Raw genomic sequence first — 16777 nt, forward strand, 5'->3', positions numbered from 1 at the left:
GCCGCCCCGCCCGGTCCGCGCGGTCGGTGGCGGCGCCCGCCGCCGAGGCGGCCCGGGCGGAGCCGCGGGGCGCCTCGGCGGCGTCGTGGGACGAGGTCACGCGGAGTCACCCTCGCGCATCGGGACGCGGACGCCCTTCTCGTCGGCGACGCGCTCGGCGATGTCGTAGCCGGCGTCGACGTGGCGGATGACGCCCATGCCGGGGTCGTTCGTGAGGACGCGGCGGATCTTCTCGCCGGCGAGCTTGGTGCCGTCGGCGACCGAGACCTGGCCGGCGTGGATGGAGCGGCCCATGCCGACGCCGCCGCCGTGGTGGATGGAGACCCAGGAGGCGCCGGAGGCGACGTTGACCATGGCGTTGAGCAGCGGCCAGTCGGCGATGGCGTCGGAGCCGTCGAGCATGGCCTCGGTCTCCCGGTACGGGGAGGCGACGGAGCCGCAGTCGAGGTGGTCGCGGCCGATCGCGAGGGGGGCGGCGAGGGTGCCGTTGCCGACCATGTCGTTGAACATGTCGCCGGCCTTGTCGCGCTCGCCCTGGCCGAGCCAGCAGATGCGGGCGGGGAGGCCCTGGAAGTGGACGCGCTCGCCGGCCATCTTGATCCAGCGGTGGAGGGACTCGTTCTCCGGGAAGAGGTCGAGGATCGCCTTGTCCGTCTTGTGGATGTCCGAGGCCTCGCCGGAGAGGGCGGCCCAGCGGAACGGGCCCTTGCCCTCGCAGAACAGCGGGCGGATGTAGGCGGGGACGAAGCCGGGGAAGGCGAAGGCGCGGTCGTAGCCCGCGAGCTGGGCCTCGCCGCGGATGGAGTTGCCGTAGTCGAAGACCTCGGCGCCGGCGTCCATGAAGCCGACCATGGCCTCGACGTGCTTGGCCATGGACTCGCGGGAGCGCTGGGTGAAGCCGGCCGGGTCCTTCGCCGCCGCGTCGGCCATGTCCTCGAAGGCGACGCCGACGGGGAGGTAGGCGAGCGGGTCGTGGGCGGAGGTCTGGTCCGTCACGATGTCGATCGGGGCGCCCTCGGCGAGCATCTGCGGGAGCAGTTCGGCGGCGTTGCCGAGGAGGCCGATGGAGAGCGGGCGGCGGGCGTCGCGGGCCTCGGTCGCCAGCTGGAGGGCGTGGGCGAGGTCGTCGGCCCTGACGTCCAGGTAGCGGTGCTCGATGCGGCGCGCGATGGCGCGCGGGTCGACGTCGATACAGATCGCGACGCCGTCGTTCATGGTGACGGCGAGGGGCTGGGCGCCGCCCATGCCGCCGAGGCCGGCGGTGAGGGTGATGGTGCCGGCCAGGGTGCCGCCGAACTTCTTCGCGGCGACGGCGGCGAAGGTCTCGTAGGTGCCCTGGAGGATGCCCTGGGTGCCGATGTAGATCCAGGAGCCGGCGGTCATCTGGCCGTACATGGTGAGGCCGAGGTGCTCCAGGCGGCGGAACTCCTCCCAGTTGGCCCAGTCGCCGACGAGGTTGGAGTTGGCGAGGAGGACGCGGGGGGCCCACTCGTGGGTCTGCATGACGCCGACGGGGCGGCCGGACTGGACGAGCATGGTCTCGTCCTGCTTCAGCGTGCGCAGGGTGCGGACCATGGCGTCGAAGGAGCGCCAGTCGCGGGCGGCCTTGCCGGTGCCGCCGTAGACGACGAGCTTGTCGGGGTGCTCGGCGACCTCGGGGTCGAGGTTGTTCTGGAGCATCCGGAGGGCGGCTTCCTGCTGCCATCCCAGGGCGCTCAGTTCCGTACCGCGGGCTGCTCGTACGGGGCGGGGTCCTGACATGGGGGTGCCTCCTCGGAATGTCGTTCAGATATTCACATCCTGACCTGCTGAATAGTTGTAGTCAACAGGGCCGCCCTCACCCGTACCGGTGAAGCGAGGGGGGAGGATGGGCCGCATGGCCTCCTCCCGCCGAGATCTCGCCGTCCGAGCCTCCGTCGACCAAGGACTCCTCTCCCCCGCCGAACCGGTCGTCGCCCTCCTCGACACCGCCGGCATCCGCGCCTCCGCCGCCGCCCTCACCAGCGCCTTCGCCGCCGTCACCGACGCCCACGTCCTGCACGCCTTCGCCGTGAAGGCCGCCCCGCTCGTCCCCGTCCTGCGCCTGCTGTACGAGGCGGGCCTCGGCGTCGAGGTCGCCAGCCCCGGCGAGCTCGCCCTCGCCCGCGCCGCCGGCATCCCGCCCGGCCACACCGTGCTCGACTCGCCCGCGAAGACCCCGGCCGAGCTCCGCCAGGCCCTCGCGCTCGGGATCGCCGTCAACGCCGACAACCTCCAGGAGCTGGCCAGGCTCGACGCCCTCATGGCCTCGGCGCCCACCGCCTCGCGCCTCGGACTCCGGGTGAACCCGCAGGTCGGAGCCGGTTCCATCGGCGCGCTCTCGACCGCGACCGCCACCTCCAAGTTCGGCGTGGCGCTCCGCGACGAGGGCGCCCGCAAGACCGTCGTCCAGGCCTTCGTCGAGCGGCCCTGGCTGACCCGGCTGCACACCCACACCGGCTCCCAGGGCATCCCGCTCGCCCTGATGGCGGAAGGCGTCGGCGAGGCGTACGCCCTGGCCGAGGAGATCAACCGCACGGTCGGCCGGCAGCAGATCGACACCCTCGACATCGGCGGCGGCCTGCCGGTCGACTTCGCCTCCGACGAGGAGACGCCGACGTACGCGGAGTACGCCCGGCTGCTCGCCGACACCGCCCCCGGGCTCTTCGACGGCCGCTACCGCCTCGTCACCGAGTTCGGCCGCTCCCTGCTCGCCAAGCACGGCACGGTCCTCGCCCGGGTCGAGTACACGAAGACCTCCGGCGGCCGCCCCATCGCCGTCACCCACGCGGGCGTCCAGCTCGCCACCCGTACGGTCTACGCCCCCGACTCCTGGCCGCTGCGCGTCCTCCCGTACGACTCCGAGGGCCGCCCCCGCACCGGCGAGGTCACCGTCCAGGACGTGGCGGGCCCCGCCTGCTTCGCCGGGGACCTGATCGCCACCGGGCGCGCGCTGCCGCTGCTGCACCCGGGCGACATCGTGGCCGTCCCGGACACCGGCGCGTACTACTTCGCCCACCACTACGCGTACAACAGCCTGCCCAGGCCCGGGATCCACGGCTTCACGGTGGCCGACGACGGGGCGGTGGCGTTCACGGCCGTACGGGAGCCCCAGACGCTCGACGAGATCGTCGCCGAGGCGGGCGGGGCGCGGGCGGACGCGCTCGTCCGGTAGCGGGGGCCCGGCGGCCCGGTTTCGATGGGGACATGACTGCTTCGGGTACGGACACCACCTCCGTCGTCGTCGAGCGCCGGGTCGCCGCCTCCCCCGGGCGGGTCTGGGAGGCGATCACCGACCTGCGGGACCTGCCCCGGGTCCTCTCCGGCGTCGAGCGGGTGGAGGTGCTCACCGAGGGCGTCTTCGGCGTGGGCACGCGCTGGCGCGAGACGCGGCGGATGCTGGGCAAGGAGGCCACCGAGGAGATGACCGTGACCGAGTGCGAGGCGCCCGACCGGTACGTCACGGTGGCCGAGTCGCACGGCATGCACTACGTCTCCGCGCTCAGCCTGACGTCCGACGGCGGCGGCGGCACCACCCTGCGGATGGCCTTCTCGGCCCGGCCCGCCCAGGGCCGCACCCCAGGGCTCGTCGCCCGGCTGCTCGCCCGCTTCGGCGCGAAGGCGGTCGCCAAGGCGCTGGCGAAGGACCTGTCCGACATCGCGAACGCCGTCGAGTCGCGGATGTGACGGACGAGCGAGATCAATTTCCGTCAGACACAGGCATGTTCCGATGGAAAATGCCAGAACGCCTCCCCAAGGCCGGAACGTTCAGTAGCGTCACCGTCACTGCCGCACGTTCGCACGCCGCATCGGGAGGGGAATCCGCGTGCCCGGAATCGACGAGTGCCTTCTGGAGGCCATGGCCCTGCCAGGCGCTCGCGGAGCCTCCCTGGTCGACTGGACCAGCGGGCTCGCCCTCGGGACGGCGGGTGATTCACCGACCGGCGACCACGAGGCCACGGCCGCCGAGACCGCCGAACTGGCCCGAGCGGCCGCCGAGTTCGACTCCTTCACCACGACCGACCACAGCGCCGCCGACCCGGCGGCCGCCGACGGCCCGCCCGTCGAGGACCTGATCGTCAGCACCCGCGCCGGCTACCACGTCCTGCGGTTCGTCGAGACCTCCTTCGACAGCAGCATCTTCCTCCACCTCTGGCTCGACCGGCACACCGGCAACCTCGCCCTGGCCCGCCTCCGGCTGCGCGACCTCGCCGAGAGGCTGGTCCTCGGATGAGCGCGGTCGCCACCCCCGTCTCCCCCATGCTGGTCCGGCTCGCCGCCGAGAAGGCCACCGGCGCCCTGCTCCGCGACCACGGCACGCTCTACCTCGTCGACGGCCGGGTCGTCCACGCCGAGAGCCCCGCGGCCCCCGGCGTCGACGTCCTCCTGACCACCGGCGGCCGGCTCCCCCGCGAGGGCTGGGACGAGGCCGTCGACCGGGCCGGGGCCCACCGGGCCGTCGGCCGCTTCCTCGTCGACAGCGGCCGGCTGCACGACGGCGAGCTGGAGATCTGCCACCTCGGCGCCGTCTTCGACGCGGCCTTCTTCGCCCTCTCCCCCACCAGCGGACCCACCCGCTTCCGGTACGGGGTCGGCCACTGGTTCGGCACCGTGCGGCCGGTCTCCGCCGAGGCCGTCGAGCGCGAGACCGTCCGCCGCCGCGAACTCCTCGACGCCGTCTGGCCGTACGCCTCCGTCGACACCGCCCCGGTCGTGCCGCGCCCCGCCGCCCCCGGCCAGAGCGTCGGGGGCCGGCAGCGCGCCCTGCTCGCCGCCGCCGACGGCGAGCGGACCCCGGCAGAGCTGGCCCGGCTCCTCGGCCGCCCCGCCTTCCACACCCTTCTCGACATACGGCGGCTCGCCGCCGCCGGGCTCGTCGAGACGCCCCTGGAACCCGAGTCCGCACCGCCGGCGCCGGCGCCCTTGGCGGCCCCACAGGTCACGGACCCCGACATCGCCCTGCTGCGCCGGCTCCGTGACGCCCTGGAGGCACACCTGTGATGAGGCGTGCCCTGCGCCTGCGCGCCGAAAGGAAACAGCTCATGACCGCAGAAGCCGAGGTCCTCGGCGAGCTCAGACGACTGCGGGCCCGGCTGCCCCAGCTGACGGGCGCGCTCGCGGCCAGCACCGACGGACTCGTCCTGGCCCACGACACGGTGGACGGCGAGGCCGAGAGCGTGGCGGCACTGACGGCGGCGGCGCTCGGCGTCGGCGCGCGGCTGACCGACTCCACCGGCCAGGGCCGCTTCCGCGAGCTGCTCGTCCGCGGCGAGGCCGGCTACGTGGCCACGTACGCGGCGGGCGGCGCCGCCGTCCTGACCCTGCTCGCCGAACCCCGGATCAACGTCGGCCGGCTCCACCTGGAGGCCCGGAGGTCCAGCGCCCGGATAGGGGAGCTCGTCGACGACGCACTGGAACGCAAAGACCTGAACTGACCCGTCCGCACAGCACACTCGAAAAGGAAGTACGACACCATGGCGAACACCGAGACCTCCCTCAAGGAAGCCGCTTCCATCGACGGCGCGATCGGCGCGGCCCTCGTCGACTACACCAGCGGCATGGCGCTGGGCACGATCGGCGGCGGCAAGGAGCTCGATCTGAACGTGGCCGCCGCGGCCAACACCGACGTCGTCCGGGCCAAGGTCCGTGCGATGGAGCTCCTGGGGCTCAACGAGGACATCGAGGACATCCTCATCACCCTCAACACCCAGTACCACCTGATCCGGCTGCTCAAGGGCCGCGGCACCAACGGCCTCTTCCTCTACATGGCCCTCGACAAGAGCCGGGCGAACCTGGCGATGGCCCGCCACCAGCTGAAGAAGATCGAGAACGAGCTGGAGGTCTGAGCCCCGGACGAGACGCCTCGGGCCCGGCCCCCCGGGCCTACTCGACGAACAGACCCCGCGCCGCCGCCTTCGCGTCGAACTCCTCCAGGCGCGCCTGCGCGTCCGGGAGCTCGTCCGCCATGGCCTCCAGGAGGACCCGGCCGAGCAACATCGGCGCGCAGGCGGTGTCGAAGGCGAGACCGGTGCCGACGGCGGCCGGGATGAGCAGGTCACTGTGAGCGGCGACGGGTGCGAACGCGGACTCGGCGACGGTCACGACCGCCAGCCCGGCCGTCCTGGCGTATTCCAGGGCCTCGACGACCTCCCGGGGGTGCCGGGGCAGCGCGAAGCACAGCAGGGCCGTGGCCCCGGCCCGTACGGCCGCGTCGACGCGGTCCGTGAGCATGGAGCCGCCCTCGTCGAGGAGGCGGACGTCGGGGTGCACCTTGGCGGCGAAATAGGCGAAGCCGCGCGCCTGCGAGGAGGCGGCCCGCAGTCCGAGCACGGGCAGCGGGCGGGAGCCCGCGAGCAGTCGGCCGGCGCGCTCGACGGGCGCAGGGTCGGCGAGCAGCCCGGCGAGGTGCTTGAGGTTCTCGATCTCGGCGAGCACGGCCTGCTGGTACTCGTTGCCCAGCGCGCCGTCGGCGGCGTCCGGCTCGGGGGGCGCGACCTCCCGCAGGTGGCGGCGGAGCGCCGGGTAGCCGTCGAAGCCGAGGGCGACGGCGAACCGGGTGACGGAGGGCTGGCTGACCCCGGCGAGCTCCGCGAGCTCGACGCTGGACAGGAACGGCACGTCACCGGCGCGCCGCACCATGCAGTGGGCGATCCGCCGCTGCGTGGGCGTCAGCCGGTGCCCTTCGAAGAGCGCCTGCAGCCGACCGGCCGGGCTGTCGCTCATGCCGCCCCCTCACCTATTCACCCGCCAATAACTCTGCATAAGGATATGCAGTCGGGTGAAGCGAGGGGAAGGAGTGGCGCGGGGACCGCCGCACCCCCAAGGAGGGGGGCGGGACGACGGCGGTCCCCGCGAGGGACACGGGCCCGGGTCAGGGCCGGTCTCCGCGTCCGCGACGTCTCTGGAGGCCCGGGAGCCGCTCCGGAAGTCCGTGACGCCGACGACCACCAATGTGCCGGACGCGTGTTAAGCGGGCGCTGCGGGCACGTGTCACGCTCGTACCGGTTGTACGAAGAACCTGTTTCACGTACCCGCCGCGGGCCGTCCGGGAACTACTTCGCGCCGCCGTTGGCCAGGAAGGCCAGCAGGTCCTGGCGGCTGACGACGCCGGTCGGCTTGCCCTCGACCAGGACGATCGCCGCGTCGGCGGCCTCGCCGAGCACGGACATCAGGTCGGCGACCGGCTCGCCGGAGCCGACCTGCGGCAGCGGCGCGCTCATGTGGCGCTCCAGCGGGTCCTCCAGGGAGGCGCGCTGGGTGAAGAGGGCGTCGAGCAGCTCCTTCTCGACGACCGAGCCGACGACCTCGGCGGCCATCACGTCGGGGTGACCGGCGCCGGGCTTCACGATGGGCATCTGGGAGACGCCGTACTCACGGAGCACCTCGATGGCCTGGCCGACGGTCTCGTCCGGGTGCATGTGGACGAGGGAGGGCATGGTGCCGCCCTCCTTGTGGCGCAGGACGTCGGCGACGGTGGCCGTGGAGGTGTCCTCCAGGAAGCCGTAGTCGGCCATCCACTCGTCGCTGAAGATCTTCGACATGTAGCCGCGGCCGGAGTCCGGCAGCAGGACGACCACGACGTCGTCGGGGCCGAGGTCCTTGGCGACCTCCAGGGCGGCGACGACCGCCATGCCGCAGGAACCGCCGACGAGGAGACCCTCCTCCTTGGCGAGGCGGCGGGTCATCTGGAACGAGTCCTTGTCGGACACCGCGACGATCCGGTCGGTCACGTTCCGGTCGTACGCGGTCGGCCAGAAGTCCTCGCCGACGCCCTCGACCAGGTACGGGCGGCCCGAGCCGCCGGAGTAGACGGAACCCTCCGGGTCGGCGCCGATGACCTTGACGGCCCCGCCGCTGGCCTCCTTGAGGTAGTTGCCGGTGCCGGAGATCGTGCCGCCGGTGCCGACGCCCGCGACGAAGTGGGTGATCTTCCCCTCCGTCTGCTCCCACAGCTCGGGACCGGTGGTCTCGTAGTGGGAGCGCGGGTTGTTCGGGTTGGAGTACTGGTCGGGCTTCCAGGCACCGGGCGTCTCACGGACGAGGCGGTCCGAGACGTTGTAGTACGAGTCCGGGTGCTCCGGGTCGACCGCGGTCGGGCAGACGACGACCTCGGCACCGTAGGCCCGCAGCACGTTGATCTTGTCCAGGGACACCTTGTCCGGGCAGACGAAGATGCACTTGTAGCCCTTCGTCTGGGCCACGATCGCCAGGCCGACGCCGGTGTTGCCGGACGTGGGCTCGACGATGGTGCCGCCGGGCTTGAGCTCTCCGCTCTGCTCGGCCGCCTCGATCATCCGCAGGGCGATCCGGTCCTTGACCGAACCGCCGGGGTTGAAGTACTCGACCTTGGCCAGGACGGTCGCCTGAATACCCGCTGTGACGTTGTTGAGCTTCACCAGCGGGGTGTTGCCGACGAGGCTGATCATCGAGTCGTGGAATTGCACCGTAATCTCCGGGGTCTCCGTAATGGTGTGGCCAGCGTATGCGTAGTCGGAGCGGGTTACGGGGCAGTTAGACCCTGAACGGCTTGAAGGAGGTGATGGCCCATGTCGAGGGCGAGGGTGGCGCGGCGCATCGCGGCGGGTGCCGCGTACGGCGGCGGGAGCATCGGACTGCTCGGGGTGGCCGCGGTGGGGGTCCTGCTGGCCGAGATGCAGCTCGCCAAGCGGACCGTGGGGGGCTGGGCGGCGCCGCTGCCTCCCGGGGCGGACGGCCTCTACGGCCGCGCGTTCGGCACGGACGACCCCCTGAGGCTGGCCCTTCTGGGTGATTCCACGGCCGCGGGACAGGGAGTGCGCCGCTCGGGTCAGACCCCGGGCGCGCTGCTCGCCTCCGGGCTCGCGGCGGTGGCGGAGCGGCCGGTGGTGCTGCGGAACGTCGCGCTCTCGGGGGCGCGCTCGGACGACCTGGAGCGCCAGGTGTCGCTGCTGCTCTCGCAGCCGCTCGGCCCGCCGGACGTGTGCGTGATCATGATCGGAGCCAACGACGTCACCCACCGCCTGGCGCCCACCGAGTCCGTCCGGCTCCTCGCGGCGGCGGTCCGGCGGCTGCGCACGGCCGGCGCGGAGGTCGTCGTCGGGACCTGCCCCGACCTCGGCACCATCGAGCCCGTCTACCAGCCGCTCCGCTGGCTGGCCCGGAGGGCCTCACGGCAGCTCGCGGCCGCGCAGACGATCGTCGTCGTCGAGCAGGGCGGCCGCACGGTCTCGCTGGGCGACCTCCTCGGGCCCGAGTTCGCGGCGAACCCCCGCGAGATGTTCGGCGTCGACAACTTCCACCCCTCGGCCGAGGGGTACGCCACCGCCGCGATGGCCGTCCTCCCCACGCTCTGCGCCGCCCTCGGCGTGTGGCCCGAGGCGGACCACCTGGAACCCGCCCGGCGCGAGGACCTCCTCCCCGTCGCCAAGGCGGCCGCCGAGGCCGTCCGGGAGGCGGGCACCGAGGTGACCGGCGCCCGCGCGCCCTGGGCCCTCCTCAAGCACCGCCGCCGCCGTCGCCTCCCCCTCCCCACCGAACCCGAACCCACCCCCGAAGACGTCCAGACCTGAGCCCGGCTTCCACGCAGCGGACTGAGCGGGCGCTTAGAAAAGAGGTCGGTGTCACACCGCCAGGGCGGTGACCCGTGCGGTACGTACGGGTAACTTCCCTTTCTGTCCGCCCACTCCGCACCCTCATGGAGCCGTGATGCCCGAAGCCGTGATCGTCTCGACCGCCCGTTCGCCCATCGGCCGGGCCTTCAAGGGCTCGCTGAAGGACCTGCGCCCGGACGACCTGACCGCCACCATCGTCCAGGCCGCCCTGGCGAAGGTGCCGGAGCTGGACCCGCGCGACATCGACGACCTGATGCTGGGCTGCGGTCTGCCCGGCGGCGAGCAGGGCAACAACCTGGGCCGGATCGTGTCCGTGCGGATGGGCATGGACCACCTGCCGGGCTGCACGATCACCCGCTACTGCTCCTCCTCGCTGCAGACCTCGCGGATGGCGCTGCACGCGATCAAGGCGGGCGAGGGCGACGTCTTCATCTCGGCCGGTGTCGAGATGGTGTCCCGCTTCGTGAAGGGCAACTCGGACTCGCTGCCGGACACGCACAACCCGTACTTCGCCGAGGCCGAGGCCCGTACCGCCGAGGTCGCCGCCTCCGAGGGCTCCACCTGGCACGACCCGCGCGAGGACGGCCTCGTCCCGGACGCGTACATCGCGATGGGCCAGACCGCCGAGAACCTGGCCCGCGTGAAGGGCATCAGCCGCCAGGAGATGGACGAGTTCGGCGTGCGGTCGCAGAACCTCGCCGAGCAGGCCATCAAGAACGGCTTCTGGGAGCGCGAGATCACCCCGGTGACGCTGCCGGACGGCACGGTCGTGTCGACGGACGACGGCCCGCGCGCCGGCGTCACCCTGGAGGGCGTGCAGGGCCTGAAGCCGGTCTTCCGCCCCGACGGCCTCGTCACGGCCGCCAACTGCTGCCCGCTGAACGACGGCGCCGCCGCCCTGGTGATCATGTCGGACACGAAGGCCGCCGAGCTGGGCCTGACGCCGCTGGCGCGGATCGTCTCCACCGGAGTCTCCGGCCTCTCCCCCGAGATCATGGGCCTCGGCCCGGTCGAGGCGTCGAAGCAGGCCCTCAAGCGCGCCGGCCTGACCATCGGCGACATCGACCTCGCCGAGATCAACGAGGCCTTCGCCGCCCAGGTCATCCCGTCCTACCAGGAGCTCGGCCTCGACCTGGACAAGGTCAACGTCAACGGTGGCGCCATCGCCGTCGGCCACCCCTTCGGCATGACCGGCGCCCGCATCACCGGCACCCTGATCAACAGCCTCCAGTTCCACGACAAGCAGTTCGGCCTGGAGACGATGTGCGTTGGCGGCGGCCAGGGCATGGCGATGGTCATCGAGCGGCTGAGCTGAGCCGTAGCGGAGGGTAGGGGCCGCCCGAGGAACGAGGGCGGCACCTGCCCGCAGCGGTGGCGAAGCTCAGCGCGACCAGGAGAGCGAGCGGCTGAGCTGAGCCGCGCGCTCTCCACGGGCCGAGCGCGTCAACCGCTCCGCGTCCGAGCCGTGACCGAATCTCCCCCAGGATGTGACCTACATCCCGGGGGAGTTCGTTTTCCCAGGTCAGAGGGGTTTTGGGACTAAACACCTGGCAGAAATACCTGTCCAATTCGTGACGTAATGCACTGACAGCGTGCCCCACCCCAGGACAAGCTGATGTAGGAAGTCGGGGGATCGACTCGGAATCGGGAGTACGTCAGTGAGCGCCATGTCTCTTGCCCTGCTGCTGACCACGGCCGCTGCCACGGCCGTGGGCGCTGCTGCCCTGCACGCCGTCCACGGTCTCCGCAAGGAGGTCACCGCCCTCAGGGGCGAGCTGGCCGCCGGCCACGGCGGCACCGTGCCCGCCGCCCGCACCGCCGCACCCGTCGCCGAGATACGGGCCGCGGTCGCGGAGGCGCTGGCCGAGGAGCGCGAGCGCGAGCTCGCCGAGGCGCGGGCCTTCTGGGCCGCGCAGGAGGCCAGGGACGCGGCCGACGCCCCGTCCCTGCTGGGCGGCTTCGGCGGCCAGGCGGACGACGGCGCCTTCTTCGTGCCGCGCCAGGCCGACTTCGCGGGCCTGGAGGCGATGGCCCTGGAGGCCATGGAGGCGGAGGCGGCCGCGCTCGACGGCCCCGACGCGCTGGACGAGTACCCCGAGGACTCGGCGGAGCTGGCCGCGGCCCGCCGCCGGCACCCCTCGCACCCGGACTTCGTGCCGGTGCAGACGCCGGTCGTCACGGACCACGAGCGGACGGTGGCCCGCCTGGAGGAGCTCGCCGACACCCGCACGGCGCTCACCGACGTGCGCCCCGGCCCGCTGGGCACCCTGGACGTCTACGTCTTCGCGGACGGCACCACGCTCTGCATGACCCCCGGCCACCGGGAGACCGCGGAGCTCCTCGCGGAGGCCCTGCGCTCCGGCCGGACCCCGGTCCTGCTCGGCGGCTCGGGCGTCTCGGGCGCCTTCGCCCTCACCTTCTCCTACGGCGACACCGACGAGGAGAACGTCTACATCCTGGCGGACCGCGTCATCGCGTCGCTGTAAGCCCCCAGGGCCGCACCGCCGGATCCGCCGGATCCGCTAGATCCCCGCGCGCTCCATCGCCTTCCGAACGAGTTCCACGGCCTCGTCCAGTTCCCCTCCGGGGGAGCCGGCCGGGGCCGTTCGCATGATCTCCGCGAGATCGTGGCCGGCGACGGCGAGCTGGTCGGCGACGGTGAAGACGCCGGCGTCGGGCATGATCCGCGGCTCCCGTCCGGGTTCCTCGGCGCGCTGGGCGCGCACGGCCAACTCCCTGGCCAGGGCCAGTCCCTCGGCGGCCGCGCCGCGCTGGAGGCGGCTCTGCGGGGCGGCCCGCAGCCGGTCGGCGAAGCGTTCGACGGCGGCGGTCAGTTCACTCGTATCGCGCACCCCGCGACCCTACGCGCCGCCCCGGGCCCCTTGCCAACGGGCGAAGCCTTGGGCACGGTGACGGGAAGAGTACGAGGAGCACACGGTACGAAGCGTCCGGAGGCGCCGATGTCCCAGACTTTCTCCGCAGAGACCCACCGCAACATGCTGGCCCGCATCCCGCGCCGCACCGGTCGTGAGATCGCCGACTGGATGCGCACGGTCGAGGAGGGTCCTTCCCTCCTCCGCTTCGAGGAGCGGGTGAACTGGCTCCGCGGGGCGCACGACCTCGCGTACGGCCACGCCAAGGCGATCCTTCACGAGTACGACCTGCGGCGGGCGGCGCGCAGACTGCTCTGAGTCGCGCGCCGCGCACCGCACCGGCCGGTCGCCGCCGTCACTTCACGTGCCGGCCGAGGAAGCCGCGGACGAGTCCCGCGATCTCCTCGCCGTGCGTCTCCAGGGCGAAGTGCCCGGCGTCCAGGAGGTGGATCTCCGCGTCGGGCAGGTCGCGGGCGAAGGCCTCGGCGCCGGCCGGTCCGAAGATCTCGTCGCCGCGCCCCCAGGCCGCGAGCAGCGGCGGCCGGTGGGTGCGGAAGTACTCCTGGAAGGCCGGGTAGCCGTCCAGGTTGAACTGGTAGTCCCAGAACAGCTGGAGCTGGACCTCCTTGTTGCCGGGCCGGTCGAGGCCGGCCTGGTCCAGGGTCCAGGTCTCGGGGGCGATCCGGTCGAGCCGGTCGGCGGGCACGCCGTGGGTGTACTGCCAGCGGGTGGCCTCGGCGGTCAGCAGCTCGCGCACCCCGGCCTCGTTCGCCTCGCGGTCCTTCGCGTGGGCGAAGAGCACGTCCCAGAAGGGCGTGAAGCCCTCCAGGTAGGCGTTGCCGCTCTGGCTGACGATCGCGGTGACGCGCTCGGGGTGCCGGGAGGCGATCCGCAGGCCGATGGGAGCCCCGTAGTCCTGGATGTACAGCGCGAACCGTTCCAGGCCGAGCCGGTCGAGGAGTCCGAGGGTGATCTCGGTGAGCTTCTCGAAGCCGTAGGCGAAGTCCTCGACGGCGGGTGCGGCGGAGGCGCCGAAGCCGATGTGGTCGGGGGCGATCAAGTGGTAGGAGTCGGCGAGCTCGGCGATCAGCCCCCGGTACATGTGCGAGCTGGACGGGAAGCCGTGCAGCAGGACGAGGGTGGGGTTCGCCGGGTCGCCGGCCTCCCGGTAGAAGACGTCGAGCCCGTCGACGGTGACGGTGTGGGCGCGCTGGGCGAAGGCGGACATGGCTGACTCCCCGTTTTCGGTTCCCGATCGGGAGAACGGTCGTTCTCCCGATGCCCTGTAGACTACGAGAACGGTGGTTCTCCACGCAAGGGATGGTCGGGAATGGATGCGGAAACGGCCGAGCTGAAGCTGCTCGACACCGCGGAACGGCTCTTCGACGAGCGGGGGGTGCAGTCCGTCGGCATGGACGCCATCCGCACCGCGTCAGGGATCTCGCTCAAGCGGCTCTACCAGGTCTTCCCCTCCAAGGAGCTCCTGGTCGAGGCGGTCCTCAGGCGCCGCGACGAGGCCGTGCGGGCCGCCCTGACCGCCCACGGCGCGCAGGCCGCCGACGGGCCGTACGAGCGGGCGCTCGCGGTCTTCGACTGGCTGGCCGGCTGGTTCGCCGAACCCGCGTTCCGCGGGTGCGCGTTCATCAACACCTTCGGGGAGCTGGGCGGGGTCGCCCCGGCGGTCACCACGATCGCCCGCGACCACAAGGAGGCCCTGCGGGCCTACTTCGCCGAGCAGACCGACGCCCTCGGCGCCCCGCCCGTCCTCGCCGACCAGCTGGCCCTGCTCGCCAACGGCGCCATGGCCGTCGCGGGCATCACCGGCTCCCCCGAGCCCGCCGCCCAGGCGAAGGCCGCCGCCCGCGTCCTCCTCGACGCGGCACGACCCTCCTGACGTACGCAGAAGGGCCCGCCCGGCGTGAAGCCGGACGGGCCCTTCCCCCGAGTCAGGGGGTGCGTCAGTCGTCGCCCTGAAGGATCGACAGCAGACGCAGCATCTCCAGGTAGATCCACACCAGGGTCATGGTGAGACCGAAGGCGGCCAGCCAGGCCTCCTCGCGCGGCGCGCCGTAGGTCACGCCGTCCTCGACCTGCTTGAAGTCGAGGGCGAGGAAGCAGGCACCGAGGATGATGCCGACGATGCCGAAGACGATGCCGAGGCCGCCACTGCGGAAGCCGAGGCCGTCACCGCCGGCGAAGACCGCGAACAGCAGGTTGGCCACCATGAGCAGCATGAAGCCCATCGCGGCGGCCATCACGAAGCCGTAGAAGCGGCGGTTGACCCGGATCCAGCCCAGCTTGTAGGCGATGAGCACACCGGCGAAGACCGCCATCGTGCCCAGGACCGCCTGGATGACCACGCCGTCGGCGATGTACGTCGAGACGGCGGCCGAGATCACCCCGAGGAAGACGCCCTCGAAGGCCGCGTAGCCCAGGATCAGCGCGGGAGACGGCTTGCGCTTGAAGGACTGCACGAGCGACAGCACGAGCGCGACCAGGGCCGCGCCGATGGCGATGCCGTACGACTTGCCGAGGTTCGCCGGGTCGACCGGCAGCAGCAGCCAGGACAGGACGGCGGTGAGCACGACCGTGCCGAGCGTCATGGCCGTACGGCTCACGACGTCGTCGATCGTCATCACGTTGCCGCGCGTCTGCTGCGGGGCACCGAGCTGGGTGTCCTGCGGCGCGTACGGGTTGGTCGCGTAAGGGTTCGCGGCGCCCTCGGCATACGGGTTGCCGGTGGCGTACGGGTTGGTTCCTACGGCGGGGCCCCCGGCCTGCGGCTGCTGGCCGTAGCCCGCGGTGCCGTTGTCGCGGCTGAACCCCCGTCGCGAGAAGACCGGGTTGCTGCTCCTCATCTCACTCCTCCATGGCAGACCGCACGGCGCGGCCTTGCGTCAAGAGTAATGCGTAGGCAAAAGAAACTCTCTAGTGCTCGGGGAGGATCTTTTTCCGCCAGTGCCCGATCCTCTTCGGCCTCGACGGGCCGGGGTGGCTCCCCCGGGCCGCAGGCCATCGCCTGGGGCCCGGTGGTGCCCGGAACCGGACTCGAACCGGTACGGCCCGAAGGCCAGCGAGGTTTAAGCTCGCCGTGTCTGCGTTCCACCATCCGGGCGTACGCGGGAAGCTCCGCGTTGGCACAGGAGCCTATCGGGACGCTTCCCCCGTTCAGCGGAACATCGGCCCGATGTTGTCTTATTTTATTGACGTCTGAGGGTGCGTCAGTGCAGGTGGGAGGCTTTTCGCCGAACTGTGACGGGGGTCGCAGGCGCAAAGCCGCACCCTTTGGAATGACGAAAAGTCGCCGCACTTCTGTCACCTCGGCGCAAAGGGCGTCCCTCGGGGACACCGTCATACCTCAGGAGGACGGAGCGACCCTCCGGTCAGACTCGAGAGGGCCCCGAGAACGGGCACGTGGGCGGACGACCCGAGCCATCACGCTCGACACGATGGAGGGGTTCCCCAGACGACCCCGCAGTGACAGGAGTCCCCCGTGACCACCTCCCCCACCGTGTCCCGCGCCACCGCGGTGGCCGCCCGCGCCACCGACCTCTCGAAGGTCTACGGCCACGGCGAGACCCAGGTGGTCGCGCTCGACCACGTCACCGTCGACTTCCGGCAGGGCGAGTTCACCGCGATCATGGGCCCCTCGGGCTCCGGCAAGTCGACGCTGATGCACTGCGTCGCCGGCCTGGACTCCTTCTCCTCCGGCTCGGTCCGGATCGGCGAGACGGAACTGTCCACCCTGAAGGACAAGCAGCTCACGCAGCTGCGCCGGGACAAGATCGGCTTCATCTTCCAGGCCTTCAACCTGCTGCCGACGCTGACGGCCCTGGAGAACATCACGCTGCCGATGGACATCGCCGGCCGCAAGGCCGACAAGCAGTGGGTCCAGCAGGTCATCGACATGCTCGGCCTCTCCGCCCGGCTCAGCCACCGGCCGAGCGAGCTCTCCGGCGGCCAGCAGCAGCGCGTGGCCGTGGCCCGCGCCCTCGCCTCCCGCCCCGAGATCATCTTCGGCGACGAGCCGACCGGAAACCTGGACTCCCGCTCCGGCGCCGAGGTCCTCGGCTTCCTCCGCAACTCCGTCCGCGAACTGGGCCAGACCGTCGTCATGGTCACCCACGACGCCATGGCCGCCTCCTACGCGGACCGCGTGATCTTCCTCGCGGACGGCCGGATCGTGGACGAGATGCTCCGCCCGACGGCGGACGGCGTGCTCGACCGCATGAAGGCCTTCGACGCCAAGGGCCGTACGAGCTGAGCCGGCGGCACCGCCGCACCCCCGCCCGCCGC

At 72.1% G+C, this 16777-nt stretch carries 18 protein-coding genes and 1 tRNA gene; 12 read left to right on the forward strand and 7 right to left on the reverse strand.

What is annotated here, in order from left to right; genetic code table 11:
- Window positions 1–96: 96 nt before the first annotated feature.
- Window positions 97–1761, reverse strand: a complete 1665-nt coding sequence (hutU, locus tag MRBLMG1_RS21870) for a urocanate hydratase (RefSeq protein ID WP_367825788.1) — start codon at window positions 1759–1761, stop codon at window positions 97–99.
- Between the two features lie 106 nt (window positions 1762–1867).
- Between hutU and MRBLMG1_RS21875 the strand changes: the two genes are divergently transcribed.
- The 6 genes from MRBLMG1_RS21875 to MRBLMG1_RS21900 all read left to right on the forward strand — a co-directional run bounded on the left by MRBLMG1_RS21875 (window position 1868) and on the right by MRBLMG1_RS21900 (window position 5864).
- Window positions 1868–3193: a diaminopimelate decarboxylase gene (locus MRBLMG1_RS21875; protein WP_367825789.1), complete on the forward strand. Its 1326-nt coding sequence runs from the start codon at window positions 1868–1870 to the stop codon at window positions 3191–3193.
- 32 nt (window positions 3194–3225) lie between these two features.
- A complete protein-coding gene (locus tag MRBLMG1_RS21880; protein ID WP_367825790.1) occupies window positions 3226–3705 on the forward strand; it encodes an SRPBCC family protein in 480 nt (159 codons plus the stop codon).
- A 139-nt stretch (window positions 3706–3844) separates the two neighbouring features.
- Window positions 3845–4252, forward strand: a complete 408-nt coding sequence (locus tag MRBLMG1_RS21885; protein ID WP_367825791.1) for a hypothetical protein — start codon at window positions 3845–3847, stop codon at window positions 4250–4252.
- Window positions 4249–5019, forward strand: coding sequence for a transcriptional regulator (locus MRBLMG1_RS21890; RefSeq protein ID WP_367825792.1), 771 nt, complete (start codon window positions 4249–4251; stop codon window positions 5017–5019). The genes MRBLMG1_RS21885 and MRBLMG1_RS21890 overlap by 4 nt, the downstream gene beginning before the upstream one ends.
- Before the next feature lie 41 nt (window positions 5020–5060).
- Window positions 5061–5453, forward strand: a complete 393-nt coding sequence (locus tag MRBLMG1_RS21895; protein ID WP_367825793.1) for a roadblock/LC7 domain-containing protein — start codon at window positions 5061–5063, stop codon at window positions 5451–5453.
- Between the two features lie 39 nt (window positions 5454–5492).
- Entirely contained in the window at window positions 5493–5864 is a 372-nt protein-coding gene (locus MRBLMG1_RS21900) for a hypothetical protein (RefSeq protein ID WP_367825794.1), read from the forward strand.
- A gap of 37 nt (window positions 5865–5901) precedes the next feature.
- Here the strand turns inward: MRBLMG1_RS21900 and MRBLMG1_RS21905 are convergent, their stop codons facing one another.
- Together MRBLMG1_RS21905 and MRBLMG1_RS21910 are read right to left on the reverse strand one after the other, a co-directional pair.
- Window positions 5902–6741 (reverse strand): MurR/RpiR family transcriptional regulator, encoded by an 840-nt coding sequence (locus MRBLMG1_RS21905; protein ID WP_367825795.1) that lies wholly within the window; start codon window positions 6739–6741, stop codon window positions 5902–5904.
- A gap of 329 nt (window positions 6742–7070) precedes the next feature.
- Window positions 7071–8462, reverse strand: a complete 1392-nt coding sequence (locus MRBLMG1_RS21910; RefSeq protein WP_367825796.1) for a cystathionine beta-synthase — start codon at window positions 8460–8462, stop codon at window positions 7071–7073.
- 117 nt (window positions 8463–8579) lie between these two features.
- On the opposite strand from MRBLMG1_RS21910, the gene MRBLMG1_RS21915 reads away from it, so the two are divergent.
- The 3 genes from MRBLMG1_RS21915 (at window position 8580) to MRBLMG1_RS21925 (ending at window position 12094) form a co-directional block, all read left to right on the forward strand.
- On the forward strand, window positions 8580–9566 hold the full coding sequence (locus MRBLMG1_RS21915; protein WP_367825849.1) for an SGNH/GDSL hydrolase family protein: 987 nt from the start codon (window positions 8580–8582) through the stop codon (window positions 9564–9566).
- Between the two features lie 136 nt (window positions 9567–9702).
- A complete protein-coding gene (locus MRBLMG1_RS21920) occupies window positions 9703–10923 on the forward strand; it encodes an acetyl-CoA C-acetyltransferase (protein ID WP_367825797.1) in 1221 nt (406 codons plus the stop codon).
- Between the two features lie 352 nt (window positions 10924–11275).
- Window positions 11276–12094: a hypothetical protein gene (locus MRBLMG1_RS21925; protein ID WP_367825798.1), complete on the forward strand. Its 819-nt coding sequence runs from the start codon at window positions 11276–11278 to the stop codon at window positions 12092–12094.
- A 36-nt stretch (window positions 12095–12130) separates the two neighbouring features.
- Here the strand turns inward: MRBLMG1_RS21925 and MRBLMG1_RS21930 are convergent, their stop codons facing one another.
- Window positions 12131–12460 (reverse strand): hypothetical protein, encoded by a 330-nt coding sequence (locus tag MRBLMG1_RS21930; protein WP_367825799.1) that lies wholly within the window; start codon window positions 12458–12460, stop codon window positions 12131–12133.
- A 108-nt stretch (window positions 12461–12568) separates the two neighbouring features.
- On the opposite strand from MRBLMG1_RS21930, the gene MRBLMG1_RS21935 reads away from it, so the two are divergent.
- Entirely contained in the window at window positions 12569–12799 is a 231-nt protein-coding gene (locus tag MRBLMG1_RS21935) for a DUF4287 domain-containing protein (protein ID WP_017241213.1), read from the forward strand.
- A gap of 37 nt (window positions 12800–12836) precedes the next feature.
- On the opposite strand, the gene MRBLMG1_RS21940 is transcribed toward MRBLMG1_RS21935, so the two are convergent.
- Window positions 12837–13709, reverse strand: a complete 873-nt coding sequence (locus MRBLMG1_RS21940) for an alpha/beta fold hydrolase (protein WP_367825800.1) — start codon at window positions 13707–13709, stop codon at window positions 12837–12839.
- Window positions 13710–13811: 102 nt separating this feature from the next.
- Here MRBLMG1_RS21940 and MRBLMG1_RS21945 point away from each other — a divergent pair, with 102 nt between their 5' ends.
- Window positions 13812–14375, forward strand: coding sequence for a TetR/AcrR family transcriptional regulator (locus MRBLMG1_RS21945; RefSeq protein ID WP_367825801.1), 564 nt, complete (start codon window positions 13812–13814; stop codon window positions 14373–14375).
- A gap of 64 nt (window positions 14376–14439) precedes the next feature.
- Here the strand turns inward: MRBLMG1_RS21945 and MRBLMG1_RS21950 are convergent, their stop codons facing one another.
- Window positions 14440–15339, reverse strand: a complete 900-nt coding sequence (locus MRBLMG1_RS21950; protein ID WP_367825802.1) for a Bax inhibitor-1/YccA family protein — start codon at window positions 15337–15339, stop codon at window positions 14440–14442.
- 172 nt (window positions 15340–15511) lie between these two features.
- Window positions 15512–15596: transfer RNA gene (locus tag MRBLMG1_RS21955), tRNA-Leu, on the reverse strand.
- Between the two features lie 378 nt (window positions 15597–15974).
- On the opposite strand from MRBLMG1_RS21955, the gene MRBLMG1_RS21960 reads away from it, so the two are divergent.
- Entirely contained in the window at window positions 15975–16745 is a 771-nt protein-coding gene (locus MRBLMG1_RS21960) for an ABC transporter ATP-binding protein (RefSeq protein WP_367825803.1), read from the forward strand.
- The last annotated feature ends 32 nt before the right edge of the window (window positions 16746–16777 follow it).

The organism is Streptomyces sp. LMG1-1-1.1 (genome assembly GCF_040815545.1).
Taxonomy (GTDB): domain Bacteria; phylum Actinomycetota; class Actinomycetes; order Streptomycetales; family Streptomycetaceae; genus Streptomyces.